The sequence below is a fragment of the Phormidesmis priestleyi ULC007 genome, assembly GCF_003003695.1.
GTDB lineage: Bacteria > Cyanobacteriota > Cyanobacteriia > Leptolyngbyales > Leptolyngbyaceae > Phormidesmis_A > Phormidesmis_A priestleyi_A.
On the sequence record NZ_PVWG01000001.1, the window covers coordinates 253,257 to 268,941 of the forward strand.

The 15,685-nt window shown below is 48.3% G+C and carries 12 protein-coding genes; 4 read left to right on the forward strand and 8 right to left on the reverse strand.

All coding sequences use genetic code 11. The features are described 5' to 3' along the window. Positions 1 to 35 precede the first annotated feature (35 nt). Both ebsA and C7B65_RS01140 read left to right on the forward strand, forming a co-directional pair. The gene (gene ebsA, locus C7B65_RS01135) at positions 36 to 413 is read left to right on the forward strand and encodes a type IV pilus biogenesis protein EbsA (protein WP_073069070.1); all 378 of its coding nucleotides are present in this window, start codon (positions 36 to 38) and stop codon (positions 411 to 413) included. Between the two features lie 209 nt (positions 414 to 622). Then, entirely contained in the window at positions 623 to 1,711 is a 1,089-nt protein-coding gene (locus C7B65_RS01140) for a phosphotransacetylase family protein (RefSeq protein WP_073069071.1), read from the forward strand. On the opposite strand, the gene C7B65_RS27585 is transcribed toward C7B65_RS01140, so the two are convergent. From C7B65_RS27585 to C7B65_RS01160, 5 genes are all read right to left on the reverse strand, one after another. Next, positions 1,712 to 1,855: a hypothetical protein gene (locus C7B65_RS27585; RefSeq protein ID WP_181314310.1), complete on the reverse strand. Its 144-nt coding sequence runs from the start codon at positions 1,853 to 1,855 to the stop codon at positions 1,712 to 1,714. It lies immediately after the preceding gene. After that, positions 1,855 to 2,622: an NADH-quinone oxidoreductase subunit NuoB gene (gene nuoB / locus C7B65_RS01145; protein ID WP_083582604.1), complete on the reverse strand. Its 768-nt coding sequence runs from the start codon at positions 2,620 to 2,622 to the stop codon at positions 1,855 to 1,857. Before nuoB ends, C7B65_RS27585 begins: the two co-directional genes overlap by 1 nt. A gap of 254 nt (positions 2,623 to 2,876) precedes the next feature. Then, positions 2,877 to 3,716, reverse strand: coding sequence for an SWIM zinc finger family protein (locus tag C7B65_RS01150; RefSeq protein WP_073069072.1), 840 nt, complete (start codon positions 3,714 to 3,716; stop codon positions 2,877 to 2,879). A 5-nt stretch (positions 3,717 to 3,721) separates the two neighbouring features. Further along, entirely contained in the window at positions 3,722 to 6,922 is a 3,201-nt protein-coding gene (locus C7B65_RS01155) for a DEAD/DEAH box helicase (RefSeq protein ID WP_244913138.1), read from the reverse strand. A gap of 189 nt (positions 6,923 to 7,111) precedes the next feature. After that, positions 7,112 to 7,906, reverse strand: a complete 795-nt coding sequence (locus tag C7B65_RS01160; RefSeq protein ID WP_143161984.1) for a hypothetical protein — start codon at positions 7,904 to 7,906, stop codon at positions 7,112 to 7,114. 34 nt (positions 7,907 to 7,940) lie between these two features. Here C7B65_RS01160 and C7B65_RS01165 point away from each other — a divergent pair, with 34 nt between their 5' ends. Then, entirely contained in the window at positions 7,941 to 8,459 is a 519-nt protein-coding gene (locus tag C7B65_RS01165) for a YjdF family protein (RefSeq protein WP_219898269.1), read from the forward strand. A gap of 413 nt (positions 8,460 to 8,872) precedes the next feature. Here C7B65_RS01165 and clpB read toward each other — a convergent pair whose 3' ends face one another. The 3 genes from clpB to gloA form a co-directional block, all read right to left on the reverse strand. Further along, a complete protein-coding gene (gene clpB / locus C7B65_RS01170) occupies positions 8,873 to 11,527 on the reverse strand; it encodes an ATP-dependent chaperone ClpB (RefSeq protein WP_073069074.1) in 2,655 nt (884 codons plus the stop codon). Positions 11,528 to 11,616: 89 nt separating this feature from the next. Then, positions 11,617 to 13,155, reverse strand: coding sequence for an iron uptake porin (locus tag C7B65_RS01175; RefSeq protein ID WP_073069075.1), 1,539 nt, complete (start codon positions 13,153 to 13,155; stop codon positions 11,617 to 11,619). Positions 13,156 to 13,427: 272 nt separating this feature from the next. Continuing rightward, a complete protein-coding gene (gene gloA, locus C7B65_RS01180) occupies positions 13,428 to 13,856 on the reverse strand; it encodes a lactoylglutathione lyase (protein ID WP_073069076.1) in 429 nt (142 codons plus the stop codon). A 177-nt stretch (positions 13,857 to 14,033) separates the two neighbouring features. Between gloA and eno the strand changes: the two genes are divergently transcribed. Then, on the forward strand, positions 14,034 to 15,323 hold the full coding sequence (gene eno / locus C7B65_RS01185; RefSeq protein ID WP_073069077.1) for a phosphopyruvate hydratase: 1,290 nt from the start codon (positions 14,034 to 14,036) through the stop codon (positions 15,321 to 15,323). Positions 15,324 to 15,685: the final 362 nt, after the last annotated feature.

The window sequence follows — 15,685 nt, forward strand, 5'->3', positions numbered from 1 at the left end:
CCCGGTCAGATTGACGAAGTAGGTAAATTTAGCATATGTCTATCGAGCAACTACAGCCCGCGCCTCCCCAGCAAGTTGGGGTCTATGTCCCCTACTATCCTCAGGCAAACAAGAAACAGATGTTGCCCTTTGCCATCAGCCTGCATCACAAAGGTGCCCTAGAAGGTCAACGCAAAATCGAGGGAGGTGAAAGCATTCCCTTCATCGCCACCTGGAATGTCTCTTCGCTGCCCGCCGATCTCTGCCGATGCCGCATCCAATTTGACGGCAATGCTGAACTGAGCTATGAAGTGCTGATGGCAAATTTTGAATTCATCGATTTTTTGATCGAAGTGATTATGAACTTCAGGCGCTCTCGTCTAGCTGATTTCTCTCAATCGTTTTATCGCAAACTGCTAAAACTAGAAGACTGAGCCGTAGTGGTTGAAACGTCAGTAATTGTGTGGCGAATATTACAATAGTGGTACTGAATTCTCTTAAACGTAAGGCAGGTTTTGCTTAGAGTCATGATTACAGCTATTTTTTATAGCTAGAAGTATTTGTATCACTCTAGAATAAGCATTGAGCTACTCAGTAGTTTAACTTGACCTTTGCCCACTAAGCATTTAAACGGAGCCAGGACGTGCCAAAGTCCGCGAAGCATTTACTGATTGGATCGCTAGAAGCTTACAGCGGTAAGTCAGCAACGATTTTAGGTATCGCTCATCAACTCAAAGCCAGAGGGCTAGATATCGCCTACGGAAAGCCGATCGCAGGCGGCTGGGGGCAATCTAAAATGGATGACGATGATGGGGATGTCCAGTTTGTTGCCCAAACTTTAAAGCTTCCTAAAGATCGGCTGCAACCGACTCTGTTAACGCTCGACAACGTAACCGTTCAAAAGCGGCTGCTTGAAGAGGATCAAACCAACTACCAGGAACTGCTAGCGCAACAAGCCCAGCAGCAGCAGGGCGATCTGATGATTCTAGAAGGCTCAGGCACCTTAGACGAAGGCAAATTATTTGACCTGTCTATCCTTCAAGTTGCTGAAACCATTAATGCGTCGGTGCTTTTGGTGGCTCGATTCCATTCACTGCTGCTGCTAGATGGGTTGATTTCAGCCAAGCAGCAACTCGGCGATCGGCTCCTCGGCGTGATCATCAATGATGTGTCTAGCGACCAAATTAATGTGATTAATACGCTAATGCTGCCCTTTCTAGAAAAGCAGGGCATTAGAGTATTTGGCGTGATGCCTAGCAGCAACCTGCTTCGCAGCGTCAGCGTCGGTGAGTTGGTGCGTCAGCTTAAAGCAGAGGTGCTATGTCGCGCCGATCGCATGGATTTAATGGTTGAAAGCCTGACGATCGGGGCAATGAACGTCAACTCAGCCCTAAAATACTTCCGAGCGCGTCATAACATGGCGGTGGTGACGGGGGGCGATCGCACTGATCTGCAACTTGCGGCGCTTGAAACGTCAACCCAATGCTTGATTCTGACGGGTCATATTCCGCCCTCAAAAACCATTATCAGTCGGGCTGAAGATTTAGAAATTCCGATTTTGTCGGTGGATTTAGATACGCTATCTACCGTCGAAATCGTGGATCGCGCGTTTGGTCAAGTTCGCTTGCATGAGCCGATTAAGTTTCAATGTGTCTGTCAAATGGTTGACGAATATGTGGATAGCGATCGCTTGCTTTTAGAGTTGGGCTTAGAACCTGCTAATGCGTTGTAATCAAAGCATACTGTTGTATGGGCATGGCACTGCCGTGTCCTCATATAGATTTGTCGCGTCAATCAAATCGGCATGATATGCGATCGCAATTTTGGGATGTAGATTGCCAAAAGATCCGATCGTGGTGACAACAATTCGACTCACTAGCTTTGCTCCGTTTGCTTCGTGGGCAAACCTTCTACAAAGGGAAGTGGGTTGGTCTGCTCGGCTGCAACAAGGGTTGAGGGTGAAGCTTGACGAGTTTCTTCTGCTAAATATTGTCCTGTGTGAATTGGCGGAACAACTCTCATTGTGTGCATTCGGCTGTAATAGCGGTGAGTCGGTTCAGTTTGACGATACTCTTGTAAACTTTCATTCGCAATCTTTTTTCGCAGCTTGATAATTGCATCTAAAATCGCTTCCGGTCGTGGCGGACATCCCGGCAAGTAAATATCGACTGGAATCAGCTTATCGACTCCGCGCACTGCTGTTGGAGAATCAACGCTAAACATTCCGCCTGTGATCGTGCAAGCGCCCATTGCAATCACATATTTAGGTTCTGGCATTTGTTCATAGAGTCGAACTAATGCCGGAGCCATTTTCATGGTGATTGTTCCCGCTGTAATCAGCAGGTCAGCTTGACGTGGGCTGCTGCGGGGAAACATGCCAAACCGCTCAAAGTCATGTCGTGACGCAATCAACGCCGCAAACTCAATGAAACAGCAGGCCGTTCCAAATAGTAAGGGATATAGGCTGGACATTCTTGCCCAGTTATAGAGATCATCGACAGTAGTGAGAATGACGTTTTCAGACAGATTGGATGTGACGGCTGGAAAGGAAATCGGGTTCGCGATTTTTGCGGAGTTGAGCTTTGCGCGGGTCGCGATTTCAAGGTTTGATTCAGAATTTGTCGTCAGGTGCGAGGAATTCATAAAAGTTCCTTGGCGCTAGATTTAGCCGATAGAAGGTGCGAAATGGCGCAGATTGGCTGCTAGTTGTTGTTGCGGTGTAGCGATCGCAGAGAGCATGAATTCATATCATGTTTATTGTATATCAATCCCCAATGAATTGTGGGATGGACATCTTGCCCGTACAGGCTGGAAGCCTGTCCCACTCTCACACCTGAAATAGGATTGCTATATGAGTCTGATTCATGTTCGTCATAAGTCTAGATCAAGAAAATGGGTCAAAGCAAGTCTTTGTTTTTGGATTTGACACGATCGTAAACTTCTTCCATTACCGCAACGAACGACTGATCTTTATTCCAAAACGGCGGAAAATCTCCCTGCTTCTTCACCAAAATTCCAGAGACGCTGCTTTGAGGCGGACGCTCAATCTCTTTCGGTAAAGGTTTAGCACCTTGCCAGAAGTCCTTTACCGTCGTCTGGGTAGGTACTGACAGGAAAGTGGGTCGAGTGTAGAACGAGTCTGTCGATCGAGAGGGTGTTGCTTGGATATCGAGTTCGGCGGCAAGAGCTTGTCCGAGGGGCGTTTTTGCCAGTTCAGACCGCAGCTTTTCGCGAGAAATTCCCCGAAGTTCAAACAGTAAAAAGGGATCGCGATCGAGTTCTGCGGCAACTCGATAGTAAACTCCTGCAATATGTTTGCAAGGATTACTGTAGTCAGGACAAGAACAATCGGTGCTAAAATCTTTTTTCGATTTGGGTAACAGATTGAGATTCAGTTGCGTGAATGCATCCTCAATGTTATCGGGCATCTCATTCAACAACAGTTTAGAAATGAAACTGGCTTTAGAGGCAATATAAGCGATCGCTGCCGTCCACTGGGCTGGACTGATCGAATGCACCACAATCTCAGTCTTATAAATCGGCTCTTTGTATACCCCAAAGTAGGGATTCACATTACCTCGGACTTCAGCAGTAATCACACTATCGGTGATATCGAGTTTGCGAATGCGATCGCTATTGCGATACGATCGTCCTCGACTCAAGCGCCCGGAATCGGTGAATGTTTCCAGCGCTGTGATAAATTTGTTGCCCCACCAAGTTTTGGATAATTGCGCCATGATCTTTACTCCAATACCGTCTTACGATTGAGGGTAATCAGTTGTTTGAAAGCTTCGTTGTTCAGTTCGGTGAGCCACGATTCATCAGAACCGACGATCGCACCTGCGAGTTTCTTTTTATCTTCAATCATTTGATCGATGCGTTCTTCGAGGGTGCCGATCGCCACGAATTTATGCACAAAGACATTCTTCTTTTGTCCAATCCGAAAGGCGCGATCGGTGGCTTGATCTTCTACTGCCGGATTCCACCAGCGATCGAAGTGAAAGACATGATTCGCTTTAGTGAGTGTAATCCCGACTCCGCCTGCCTTGAGCGACAGAATAAAGATCGATGGTTCGGTGTCGGGATCTTGAAACTCTGCAATCATTTTTTCGCGTTTCGGTCTAGCGGTGCCTCCGTGTAGATAGTATGTTTTGTAGCGTTGGTGTTTGAGATATTTTTCCAATGCAGCTCCGATTTCTGCAAATTGAGTGAAGACGAGTAAACTTTCTCCTTCGTCGATCGCTTCTTCAATCATTTCGCTGAGACGTTGGAGTTTATGCGATCGCTCCGGTGAAAACTCGCTTCCATCTTGAAGAAACTGCATCGGATGATTGCAAATCTGTTTGAGTTTCATTAACGTTGCCAACATCATGCCCTTACGCTGAATTCCTTCTGCATCTTCTAACTGCTTCACGACATCTTTCACGACTGCTTCGTAGAGTGAGGCTTGTTCTTTAGTCAGATTGCAGAAGAGTTTTTGTTCAACTTTATCCGGCAAATCTTGAATGATCGCGGGATCAGTTTTCACTCGTCTGAGGATGAACGGCTCGACGAGTTGCTTTAAGGCTGCCGATTTCAATCGATCGTTGTTCTTCTGAATCGGAGTCTCAAACGCTTGCCGAAACTGCGTTTCTTTGCCTAAATAGCCGGGGTTGAGGAAGTTGAGAATCGACCATAAATCTAATAGCCGATTTTCTACGGGTGTTCCGGTTAATGCGAGTCGGTGTCGCGCTGGAAGTTTGAGAATCGCTTTGGTTTGCGCGGCTTTGGGATTCTTGATGTTTTGAGCTTCGTCAATCACGATTCGCTGCCACGTCATGGCTGAAAGAAAGGTGATGTCTTTGCGAATTAAAGTGTAAGAGGTGATGATTACGTCGTGGTCTGCGATCGCCCGTCGAAACTCCTCGGCTGTTTGAACGCGATCGCTGCCGTGATGGAGCAGCGATCGTAAATGTGGTGCAAATTTTTCAATTTCCTTTTGCCAATTTCCAACAACCGACGTGGGCGCAATCAACAAAGTTGGCGGAATCGGCGAAGACTTCTGACGAGTTTTCGGTAGTGCTTCCCGTTCCTGCACTAACCGCGCAATCACTTGAAAAGATTTGCCCATCCCCATATCATCTGCAAGACAGCCGTTTAATCCTAAACTTTCGAGATAGTGGAGCCAAGAGACACCTCGTTTTTGATAGGCTCTCAAAGTGCCATTTAACTGTTTGGGATCGGGCAACACTTCGAGTTGACTTTTATCGTTGAGTTGACTCAACATTGTGGATAAAGTAGAGTCATAAGCCACTTCTAATTCAATTCCGTCGCTGCCTTCTGCGGATAATTTCATCAAGTCAAGCAAGCTCAATTCTGGATTGTCGTTCTTGTGTTTTTTCCAGAACTCTAGCATTTGCTGCATTTTATCTTTATCGAGTTGAATCCACTGTCCGCGAAATTGCACCAGTGATGATTTTGATTGCACAAGCTGTTGCCATTCCTGTTCTTTGACAGGTTCGCCATCGATCGACAACTCGTATTGATAGTCAATCACAGATGCGGCTGAAAAATAGCTTTTACTTTTGCTACTGCCGCTCACTTTGCGACCACCCGCCCGCATTCTGATTTTGGCTCGTCTCCATCCTTGCGGTGTCCACCAAGCCGGAACAATCACTTTATAGCCCGCATCTTCTAGCACCCAAGCCGTCTCTTGCAGAAAAGCAGTGGCATCTTCGAGACTGAGTAAGATTTGGATCGGACGATCGGTATCAAGTCCTGCCCAAAGTTTAGGATAGACTCGTGCGGCGTAACCGAGTTGCATTAACAACTGTTGTTCAAAGTCTTGTCCAAACTGTTTTAGCAGTGTTTTTTGTTGGGTCGATCGCGCGTTCCAATAATCTGCCAAGGGCACTTTGACTGAGGGATCTTGCCGTGCAGCAACTTGGAACTCCAGCACCCAAGGATCATTTGATTCTGGAGGGGACTGAAGTTGGAAACACAGATGAAAGGGCAGGTCAGCTTGACTTTGAGCAATTCGGTTGCGCCAGGTTTGCCATTGCTGATACTGTTCTAAATCTTGATTACGTTGAGGTGCTTCTCCTTGAAGACAACGGCTAATGAGAGTGTTTGCGATCTGTTTCTCAAAGGCTGCCGTGATTGGAGTATGAGTGATGATTTCGTGGAGGATGACTTCAGAGAAATGGCGAAGCAGAGTAGCGCGATCGTGCATCTGCGGCTGAGTAGGCAACGTGTGAAAGCCCGTCGTACACAACAATGGCATCCACTCAGCATATTGTCCCAGTTCAGACTCATAATCCATCGATAGGATTTCCCAACCCGGATATAGTTCAAACTCTGATGCAGATTTACTTTTACGTTTTGGGATAGGTAGCGATCGGTACTTCAGCGACGGAATATAGCGATCGTTGAGAATCACATGCTTGAAGAATTGCGTGTAGTGATACCAAAAGAGTAAATCTGCTCCAAATTGCACATCTGCGAGATTGTGCAACGCCAGGAAATGTAGCTCATTCAGGAGTTTAATCACATTGGGAACAGTAGTACTCTGAGTGCCACTGGTCTTAATCGGAACAACACAGCGATAGCAATCGATCGCCCAATACTGCCAGTCCCAAGTTTCGGGCGAATCGGTTTCGAGATATCGCGCCAATTCAGGCGAAGGACAAGGATGTTGATCTACACTCGGCAATAGAAAGAAGGGTTTGTCGGTGCCTGCGGAGTTGCGCTTTGTGCTAATCGCGATCGGAGTCAGATCTAGTCCAAGTTCCTGCGTTAAAAAGATGGACAGCGGCTCTTTCTGCAAGTGATGTGGATGCAGGAAAGGCTCTGATTTGCGCGGTTTGACGCTTTCTAGGGTTTCCACCCACAGGTAAAAGTTGCCCCGCTGTACAAAGTCAGTTGTGTCTTCTGGAATCCAAGTGCCATGTAGAATGTGCATCATGTTCACACCAACGCCTGCTTTGACTCTATCAAACCCTCGCAGAATGGCACACTTTTTTTGTCCGTTGTTGCATAGAGAGATGGGTTAGGGGCAATCCCCCTATGGTTGTCCTCCGTCAGGGGTATGTACGGGGGCACTATCCCTACAGCCACATCCCCTCATTCTGCAACGTAAAAAATCATTTTGTTATCAGTAAATCGATTTCCAAGCTTTCACCGTTCCTACGCCAATTTCACTATCCAACGTCTCACCATTATCTGCAATTAATCGAATTCTTACATTCTTCTCTGGCGCATTTTTTAACGCTGCGGCTAACTCTTCAGTAACCAGAAACGCATTACCTTTTTCTTTGAGACGAAACACGCGATCGCCCAGTTTCAGCGACAAGTCGACAATCTTCTGAGTGTCGCTAGAAGTGATGCAAACTGAATCGGCAAAGTCATCATCAAAAAACCGAAAAGGATCACGATCAGATCTGAAAAAATTAGTGTGAAGCCGCAACCCATAAGACCCACGGACTGACGCACACTCTCGCCCACGATATGCCAACAGCAAGCGGACTGAGTTTTGACTCCACAAGCTGACGACCTTGACCTGACTGTTTTTATTGCCAAACGATCGAGAAAAATAATTCTGATCAAAGACTGCTAAATAAGTTCCTTCAAATGGGTCAACGACTTGCACAGGCTGTGACCAAGGCACACTTAAATCTGGTTTGAGCAGCGACGATCGCACTACAGGAAACCCTGATGAAACTGCTGCCAAAACACGCCTCTCAGCCGTGATCGCAGCCGTTGAAACTTGTGCGATCGCGGCAATAGAAAGCGTCATTAAACAAAACTTTCTAATCGCCTTTTGAACGCAGAAACCCTTAGCGTGAGTCAACATGGCTACATCACAAAATCGCAGACTATAGCTCGATTCTAGCGATTCATAGACAAGATCGTGCAGCATATTCCACGCGGCTGAAATACAAATTAACATCGTTTCGATGATTGATCCGATGTAAGGCGCATTGATGTCAATAATACTGTTTCAAATCATTTTGAAGCGCTATCTTAAACAAGAGCGTGGACGGTTTGAAGCAGAATCGGTGATTGAAAATACAATCTCTTGTTGGGTCATGAAGCTGACAGTCTTTTTTAATGGTCAATTTTGGGAAGGTGTCATTGAGGTCGATCACGACGGCGTATTAAAAGCGGGACGACATCTATTTGGTGCAGAACCCAGCGATATTGAGGTGCTGTCGTTTGTGTCAGACAATCACGCCACAACCTTAGTTCAGCAAACTCAATGTACGGGTGTGGCTCCAACTGATCATAAGCCGATCAACCCCAAGCGACGATCGCGCGAGGCGGCTAAAGAAATGGCAGTGCGAGGAGTCTCCACAATGGCTCAAATGGTCTTACAGCAAGAGCTTGAGCAACACAAAAAAGAATCAAAGAAGCGCTCAAAAGCAGAAGACGAAGCCAAGGAAGCCGAAAAACGACGACTGAGCCGCGAAAAAGCGAAAGCACGGCATCGCGGAAAAGCTTAACTTAGATCTTGCACCTGTGGTATCTGGACGATGAGAACCTGTGGTTCATAGCATTCTCCCACCCTGAACTGAAGTTCGGGCTAACGGGGAAAGTCCGTTAACGTCAGTTCGACAGAAGTGATTGGCTACGATTGTGAATCCGGGAAGCCCCCTAAATCCCCCATTCTGAGGGACTTTGAACCGGAAATCTTGGCTCAAAGTCCCCCAATTTTGGGGGATTTAGGGGGCTGAAGCCGCTCAAAACGAAACGAAAAGCCTCGTCGAACTCACGTTCCGTTAAAACGGACTGAAGAACTAGCTGGGACTCGCTTTTAGTCCGTTTTAACGGACTTGAACTATTAGCCCGAACTTCAGTTCAGGGCGGGTCAGCAGACTGACTCAGAATGCTGCAAGATTTCAGTTAAGCTTCACGTTTATGAAACGATCGGAGATAACTGGGCGGTGACCGTTTTTTTGTTAAATGACAGTTTACCCTTTACTAGATCAACCAAAATAGTATCGCCATCGACAAACGTATTTTCGAGCAGTTTGGTGGCGATCGGGTTCTGCAATTCTCGCTGAATGGCCCGCTTTAACGGACGAGCACCATACACCGGGTCGTAGCCCAAATCAGCCAGGTGATTTCGAGCCGCCTCAGTCAGTTCGATCACGATCTTTTTGTCGGCTAACATTCCCTGAATGCGTTTGAGTTGCAGCACGACAATTTCGCCCAACTCAGCCCGACTGAGCGGATGAAAGAGAATCGTGTCGTCAATGCGATTGAGAAACTCAGGACGAAAATGCTTTTGCAGGGCAATCATCACGCGCCGTTGCATCTCGTCATATTGAGAATCATCGCCCGCAACATCGAGAATGTGTTCACTACCGATGTTGCTCGTCATCACAATGACCGTGTTGCTGAAGTCGATCGTTCTGCCTTGAGAATCGGTGATTCGTCCGTCGTCCAACACTTGTAGCAAAATGTTAAACACATCGGGGTGAGCTTTTTCGACTTCATCCATCAACACAACCGAGTAAGGTTTGCGTCGCACTGCTTCCGCGAGTTGTCCTCCTTCTTCGTAGCCGACGTATCCGGGAGGTGCCCCAATCACTCGCATCACCGAGCTTTTGTCCATATATTCGGACATATCCATTCGCACCATTGCATCGTCGGCATCAAACAAAAATTGCGCTAATGCTTTGGCAAGCTCAGTTTTTCCGACCCCTGTCGGCCCCATGAAGAGGAATGATCCGATCGGGCGACCGGGATCTTTCATGCCCGATCGAGCGCGACGAATGGCGGCTGAAACTGCTTCGACGGCATCTTGTTGCCCGATGACTCGGTGATGCAGATGATGTTCTAAAGTCAATAATTTTTGACGCTCTGACTCTAGCAAGCGATTGACTGGAATGCCCGTCCATTTAGCGACAATTTCAGCGATGTCAGATTCAGAAACCTGCTCTCTGAGCAGCGTCGAGCCATTGGTCTGCATTTCTAGCAGTTGAGCTTCTTGAGTTTCTAAACTACGCTGAACGGTGCTGAGACGATCGTATTTCAGCTTGGCAGCCGTGTTCAGATCATAGGCACGTTCGGCTTGGTCAATTTGCACCTTGAGATGTTCTTCTTCTTCTTTGAGATGGTTAATCTCTTCTAAAATTTGCTTCTCATTTTCCCATTGAGAACTCAGCCCTTGCTGCTTGTCTCCCAACTCTTCAATCTCTTGATTAATGCGCTCTAACCGATCTTTTGAGGGACGAAATGCTGCCCCGGTTAACGTCGCCTTGCCTTCCCCTTCTAGAGACAGTTTCTCCATTTCTAGCTGTCTCAAGCGCCGTTCGGTCGTCTCTAACTCGACGGGTTTTGAGGTGATCTCCATTTTGAGTTTGGCGGCGGCTTCGTCTACAAGATCGATCGCTTTGTCGGGCAAGAAGCGATCGGCGATATAGCGACTCGAAAGCGTTGCCGCAGCGACCAGGGCAGAATCGGTAATTTTCACGGCATGGTGAACTTCATAGCGATTCTTGAGTCCCCGCAAAATCGAGATCGTGTCTTCGACTGAGGGTTGCTCAATCAGAACCTGCTGAAATCGTCGCTCTAGGGCGGCATCTTTTTCGATATATTTGCGATATTCATCCAGCGTGGTTGCCCCAATACAGCGCAGTTCGCCTCGTGCCAACATCGGTTTCAAGAGGTTGCCAGCATCCATGTTGCCTTGAGTGGCTCCGGCTCCGACGACGGTGTGAAGCTCGTCGATGAAGAGTACGACTTGCCCATCGGAGTTGATTACTTCTTTGAGAACCGCACGGAGACGGTCTTCAAATTCGCCGCGATATTTTGCTCCGGCGATTAGAGAACCCATATCGAGCGAGATCAAGACGCGATTTTTCAACGATTCGGGCACGTCGCCGTTAATGATCCGTTGAGCGAGTCCTTCGGCGATCGCAGTTTTGCCCACGCCTGGTTCACCGATCAACACCGGATTATTCTTCGTCCGGCGAGACAGCACTTGAATGACGCGACGAATTTCTTCATCTCGCCCAATCACCGGATCGATCTTTCCGGCTTTCGCCTTCTCAGTGAGATCTTGCCCAAATTTTTCTAGCGCCGAGTAGCGAGATTCGGGGGTTTGATCGGTGACTTTCTGACTGCCCCGCACCTCTTTAATCGCGGTTTCTAATTTTGCGGTATCGAGATTAAATCCGCGAAATAGCTTCATCCCCAACCGAGGATCGTTAGCAAACCCGATTAAGAAATGCTCGATCGAGATAAAGTCATCTTGCCAATTGTTGCGCGCCAGCTCAGAGCGATCGAGCAGCGTATCTAAATAGCGACCCAAATAAAGCTGTTCAGTGTTGCCCACTTTGGGCTGTCGTTTGGCATAGTCATCGACCTGCTGACCCAACTGCTGCACATCGACCCCAGCCTTTGTGAGAATCTTATTGGCCAGCCCATCTTTCTGCTCGATGACGCTGGTGATCAGATGCTCAACTTCTAAGTTTTGGTGTTTATAGCGCCGGACAACATCCTGTGCTTGTACGATCGCCTCCCATGCTTTGTCAGTAAATTTGCTTGGGTCAGTGGGTTGCATGTTCTCCAGTCAGTCTCTATAAATCTGCTTCTCTGTAGATCCCATTGTAGCCTTTAGCGATGGGCTGTTCGCTGTTAGTAACGAGCTTTCTAAAACTCAAACCCAAATCGAATCACCCACTGCCAAATCATCGGACTGGGACGATTGTTAGGGTTAGAAACGACCAGAAATCCGGGGCTGATATTGAGATGATCACTCAGCGCTAACCCAAAATAGCCTTCTAGATTAGTTTGAGTTGCGCTGCCGATTTTATTCTCTATAAAAGGTTGACCGAGGGCAATTCCCGCCCTAGACCCTGGGATCAGAAAATTGCGGACGGCAAAGCCCAGTGCCCAGCTTTTGGGATTGAGGTCTAAATCCTCTCCTAAAGCTGTATTGAAGCCGTTGTAATTGCCAAACCCCAATCTTCCAAACACCCCAAATGGACGCTTGATCGCCCATTCTGCATTGATGCCGCCTGCGTTGATGGTGCTGCCATTAATCTCTGCGTGGGTGTATTGCAGCCGCACTGTGATCGGCTGTTGAGGTAGTGTATATTCAGCCTCTAACGTGCCCTGGTAGCGATCGCCAAACAGCCCTTTAGCCGGATCTCCGGCATCGGCAGCCGCATAAAATCCGCGCAAGATTAAATTGTCGCGAACCGTCCACGCAACAGCAGCGCCCGCTCCACCAATGCGATCGATTTCGTTTTGCACGATTAAAGGATTGTTGGCAAAAAAGCTAGAGTTGAAATTATCGCCCGCTTGATTGGCGAAACTATTGCGATCGACAAAATCACTAGGCGGCAGTTTAGACCCAACGGCAACTTCAAGGTTTGAGGATGGCTGAAACACATAATAGAGCTTTCTCAAGCGCACCGTGGGAGGAACTCCGACATAATCTAAGCCGCCCCCATCTGCCAAAATGCCCGTTGTGCCCAATAAATTTTGCTGGCGATTTTGAGCCGTCGAAATCGCGTCTCTGCCGTTATTTCCGGTTTCTAATTGACTGACTAGACGATCGCGACCGTTAAAACTGGTGATCAGATTTAACCGAGTCCGAGATGCCAGACTTAGGGTGTCTCTAGAGCCATTCGTTCCAGCGAAAATGGTTTGTCCGTTGAGCTTGGTGGTGGTCGAAAATTGGCGATCGTCTAGCTGAAGATTGCGGCTAGTGATGTTGTCGAGTCGCGATCTCAAATCGTTCAGCGCGTTGCCATAAGCTGCGATTAACCGTCGAATCGTCAAGACATCTTGTTGAGCCGTGCCGCTGACATCTCCGGCGAGAAGCTGTTCTTCAACTTTGCCCAGCACTGCATTCAGTGCCGCACTAAACTCAAACCGACTCAGCGATCGGTTGCCGCGAAACGTGCCGTCTGGATAACCAACAATCACGCCATAGCGCTCAACCAGAGATTGCAGTGCTTTAAAGGCCCAATCACTCGGCTTGATATCCGATAGCTGCGAAACCGACGTAACCTGCGCCATCGGATCTTCGACGATCTCAGAAGTCTGTAAATCTTCCACAGAAGCAATCTGTGAAATTTCTGACGGTGGGGAGAGTGAGCTTGTGTCATTTGCCCACCCAGGCAGAGGTGCCAGAACACTGAGGCTCCCTAAACTGACTGCTAACCATTCAACCTTCTTCACCAGTCTCACTCCTCGAAGAGGGGTTGTCTGCCCGATCGAGCATCACAACCGCTCACACTCCTTCCATCAGGAGTATAAACGCTCAGTGAGATCAGGAAAAAGAAAAGGGAGAAATACGCGATATTAGACCTCCGATGTCTCGAAGAAATCGGAGGTCTATGCCTAACGAGGGGATGAAATGGCTGTAGAGGTAGCGCCCCCGTGCCTACCCCTGACGGAGGGCAACCACAGGGGGATTGCCCCGACCCAAATCATTGCCAAAAAACGTTTCTCTAGACCGTTGCTGCGGAGGGTGCCTTTTCGGAAGCAGTTGCGATCGCTTTTTGCTGAATCAACTCGACTTTATAGCCGTCAGGGTCTTCAACAAACGCGATCACGGTTGAGCCGTGCTTCATCGGCCCAGGTTGGCGAGTGACTTTGCCGCCACGATCGCCAATCTCTTTACAAGTCGCGTAAATATCATCGACTCCGATCGCGATATGCCCATAAGCGTCACCCAAACTGTAGTGATCTTTGCCCCAGTTATAGGTCAGTTCGATTACAGTATGGTCTGACTCGTCACCATAGCCGATGAATGCTAGTGTAAACTCGCCGCCCGGATAATCTTTCTTCCGCAGCAGCGTCATGCCCAAAAGCTCACAATAAAATTTCAGCGATCGGTCTAAATCGCCGACTCTCAGCATGGTGTGTAATAGTCGCATCGTGGTTTCTCCGTTCTTTTTGAGTGTTCGTTACCATTCTGACAAAACTCACCAGACTCTCTCAATAATCTTGAGACACCCTGAATATCCTTACAGAATGCTCTACAAGAGCGTATTCTAAGCGATGGGTAAATGCTGCCATTCATCCTTCCCCTTTCTATCTGAGGTCTATAGAGCATGATTGACACTTCTGAAACCGCTATTGAGTCTATAAACGCTCGTGAGATTCTCGATTCACGAGGTCGCCCGACGATCGAGGCAGAAGTCTATCTCGTCAATGGTGTGATGGGGATCGCCCAAGTGCCAAGTGGGGCATCAACGGGCAGTTTTGAAGCGCACGAGTTGCGCGATGGCGACGAAAAACGCTATGGCGGCAAAGGCGTTCTCACGGCTGTCAAAAACGTCAAAGAAACCCTGGCACCCGAATTAATTGGCCTACACGCGGTAAATCAAGAAGAAATCGATCACAAAATGATCGCGATCGATGGCTCTCCCAACAAGTCCAATTTAGGCGCAAATGCAATTCTAGCCGTCTCGCTGGCGACCGCAAAAGCAGGTGCCGAATCGGTCGGCTTGCCGCTCTATCGCTATCTCGGCGGGCCGTTAGCAAATCTGCTCCCGGTGCCATTAATGAATGTGATCAATGGCGGTGCTCACGCTGATAACAATGTCGATTTTCAAGAATTCATGATTGTGCCCGTCGGGGCATCGAGTTTTAAAGAAGCGTTGCGCTGGGGGGCAGAAGTGTTTGCGTCTCTGAGCAAGGTTTTGCACGACAAGGGCCTGTTGACCGGGGTCGGTGACGAAGGTGGTTTTGCGCCCAACCTAGAGTCAAATCAAGCGGCGTTGGATTTGTTGATGGTGGCGATCGAGCAAGCAGGCTATAAACCCGGCACCGAGGTTGCCCTAGCGCTGGATATCGCTGCTAGCGAATTCTACAAAGACGGACAATATACCTACGACGGATCTGCCCACGCTCCCACCGAGTTTATTGACTACATGGCAAGTCTAGCGAGCCAATATCCGATCGTGTCGATCGAAGATGGTCTGCACGAAGATGATTGGCAAAGCTGGCAGTTATTGACGCAGCAGATCGGCGATCGCTGTCAACTTGTGGGCGATGATTTATTCGTGACGAATATCACCCGCTTACAAAAAGGCATTGATCAAAAAGCGGCAAACGCGATTCTGATCAAACTCAACCAGATTGGATCGCTGACCGAAACGCTACAAGCGATCGATTTAGCCACGCGCAACAGTTTCCGATCGATTATCAGCCACCGATCGGGTGAAACTGAAGATACGACGATCGCGGATCTAGCCGTTGCAACTCGTGCAGGACAGATTAAAACAGGGTCGCTCTGTCGCAGTGAGCGGGTTGCCAAATATAACCAACTGCTGCGAATCGAGGATGAGTTAGGCAGTCAAGCCATTTATGCAGGCAAAGCAGGTCTGGGTTTGAAGTAGCGATTAACCTGGCATCAAAGACCCAGCGTGAAGCGGTAGGGTGTACCCGCAAGTCCTTTGATCTGTCATCGCCGAGATCTTTGCCCCCTAAATCCCCCACGAGTGGGGGACTTTGAGCCAAGACTCTAGTTTCAAGGTCCCCTAAAATGGGGGATTTAGGGGGCTGAAGCCGACTGAAACGAAGCGACGAACGACTGTGTACTCACCCGACGCGATTAGCGCAGAGCGCAACTCTGAAGGAACCGCTCCAATCCGCACAAACAATCGTTGCCAGGTTAATAGTTGGGCATTGCTAAATGCAACACCGATTTTCCCTCATTTCCAAAAGTTGGAAGTGAGGGTTTTTTTGCCCATACAGCATG

Excerpts from the sequence above, each read along its gene's own strand:
- C7B65_RS01165 (WP_219898269.1), top strand. The coding sequence starts at position 7,941 with ATGTCAATAATACTGTTTCAAATCATTTTGAAGCGCTATCTTAAACAA.
- gloA (WP_073069076.1), bottom strand. The coding sequence starts at position 13,856 with ATGCGACTATTACACACCATGCTGAGAGTCGGCGATTTAGACCGATCG.
- ebsA (WP_073069070.1), top strand. The coding sequence starts at position 36 with ATGTCTATCGAGCAACTACAGCCCGCGCCTCCCCAGCAAGTTGGGGTC.
- clpB (WP_073069074.1), bottom strand. The coding sequence starts at position 11,527 with ATGCAACCCACTGACCCAAGCAAATTTACTGACAAAGCATGGGAGGCG.
- C7B65_RS01155 (WP_244913138.1), bottom strand. The coding sequence starts at position 6,922 with ATGATGCACATTCTACATGGCACTTGGATTCCAGAAGACACAACTGAC.
- nuoB (WP_083582604.1), bottom strand. The coding sequence starts at position 2,622 with ATGAATTCCTCGCACCTGACGACAAATTCTGAATCAAACCTTGAAATC.
- eno (WP_073069077.1), top strand. The coding sequence starts at position 14,034 with ATGATTGACACTTCTGAAACCGCTATTGAGTCTATAAACGCTCGTGAG.
- C7B65_RS01160 (WP_143161984.1), bottom strand. The coding sequence starts at position 7,906 with ATGTTAATTTGTATTTCAGCCGCGTGGAATATGCTGCACGATCTTGTC.
- C7B65_RS01150 (WP_073069072.1), bottom strand. The coding sequence starts at position 3,716 with ATGGCGCAATTATCCAAAACTTGGTGGGGCAACAAATTTATCACAGCG.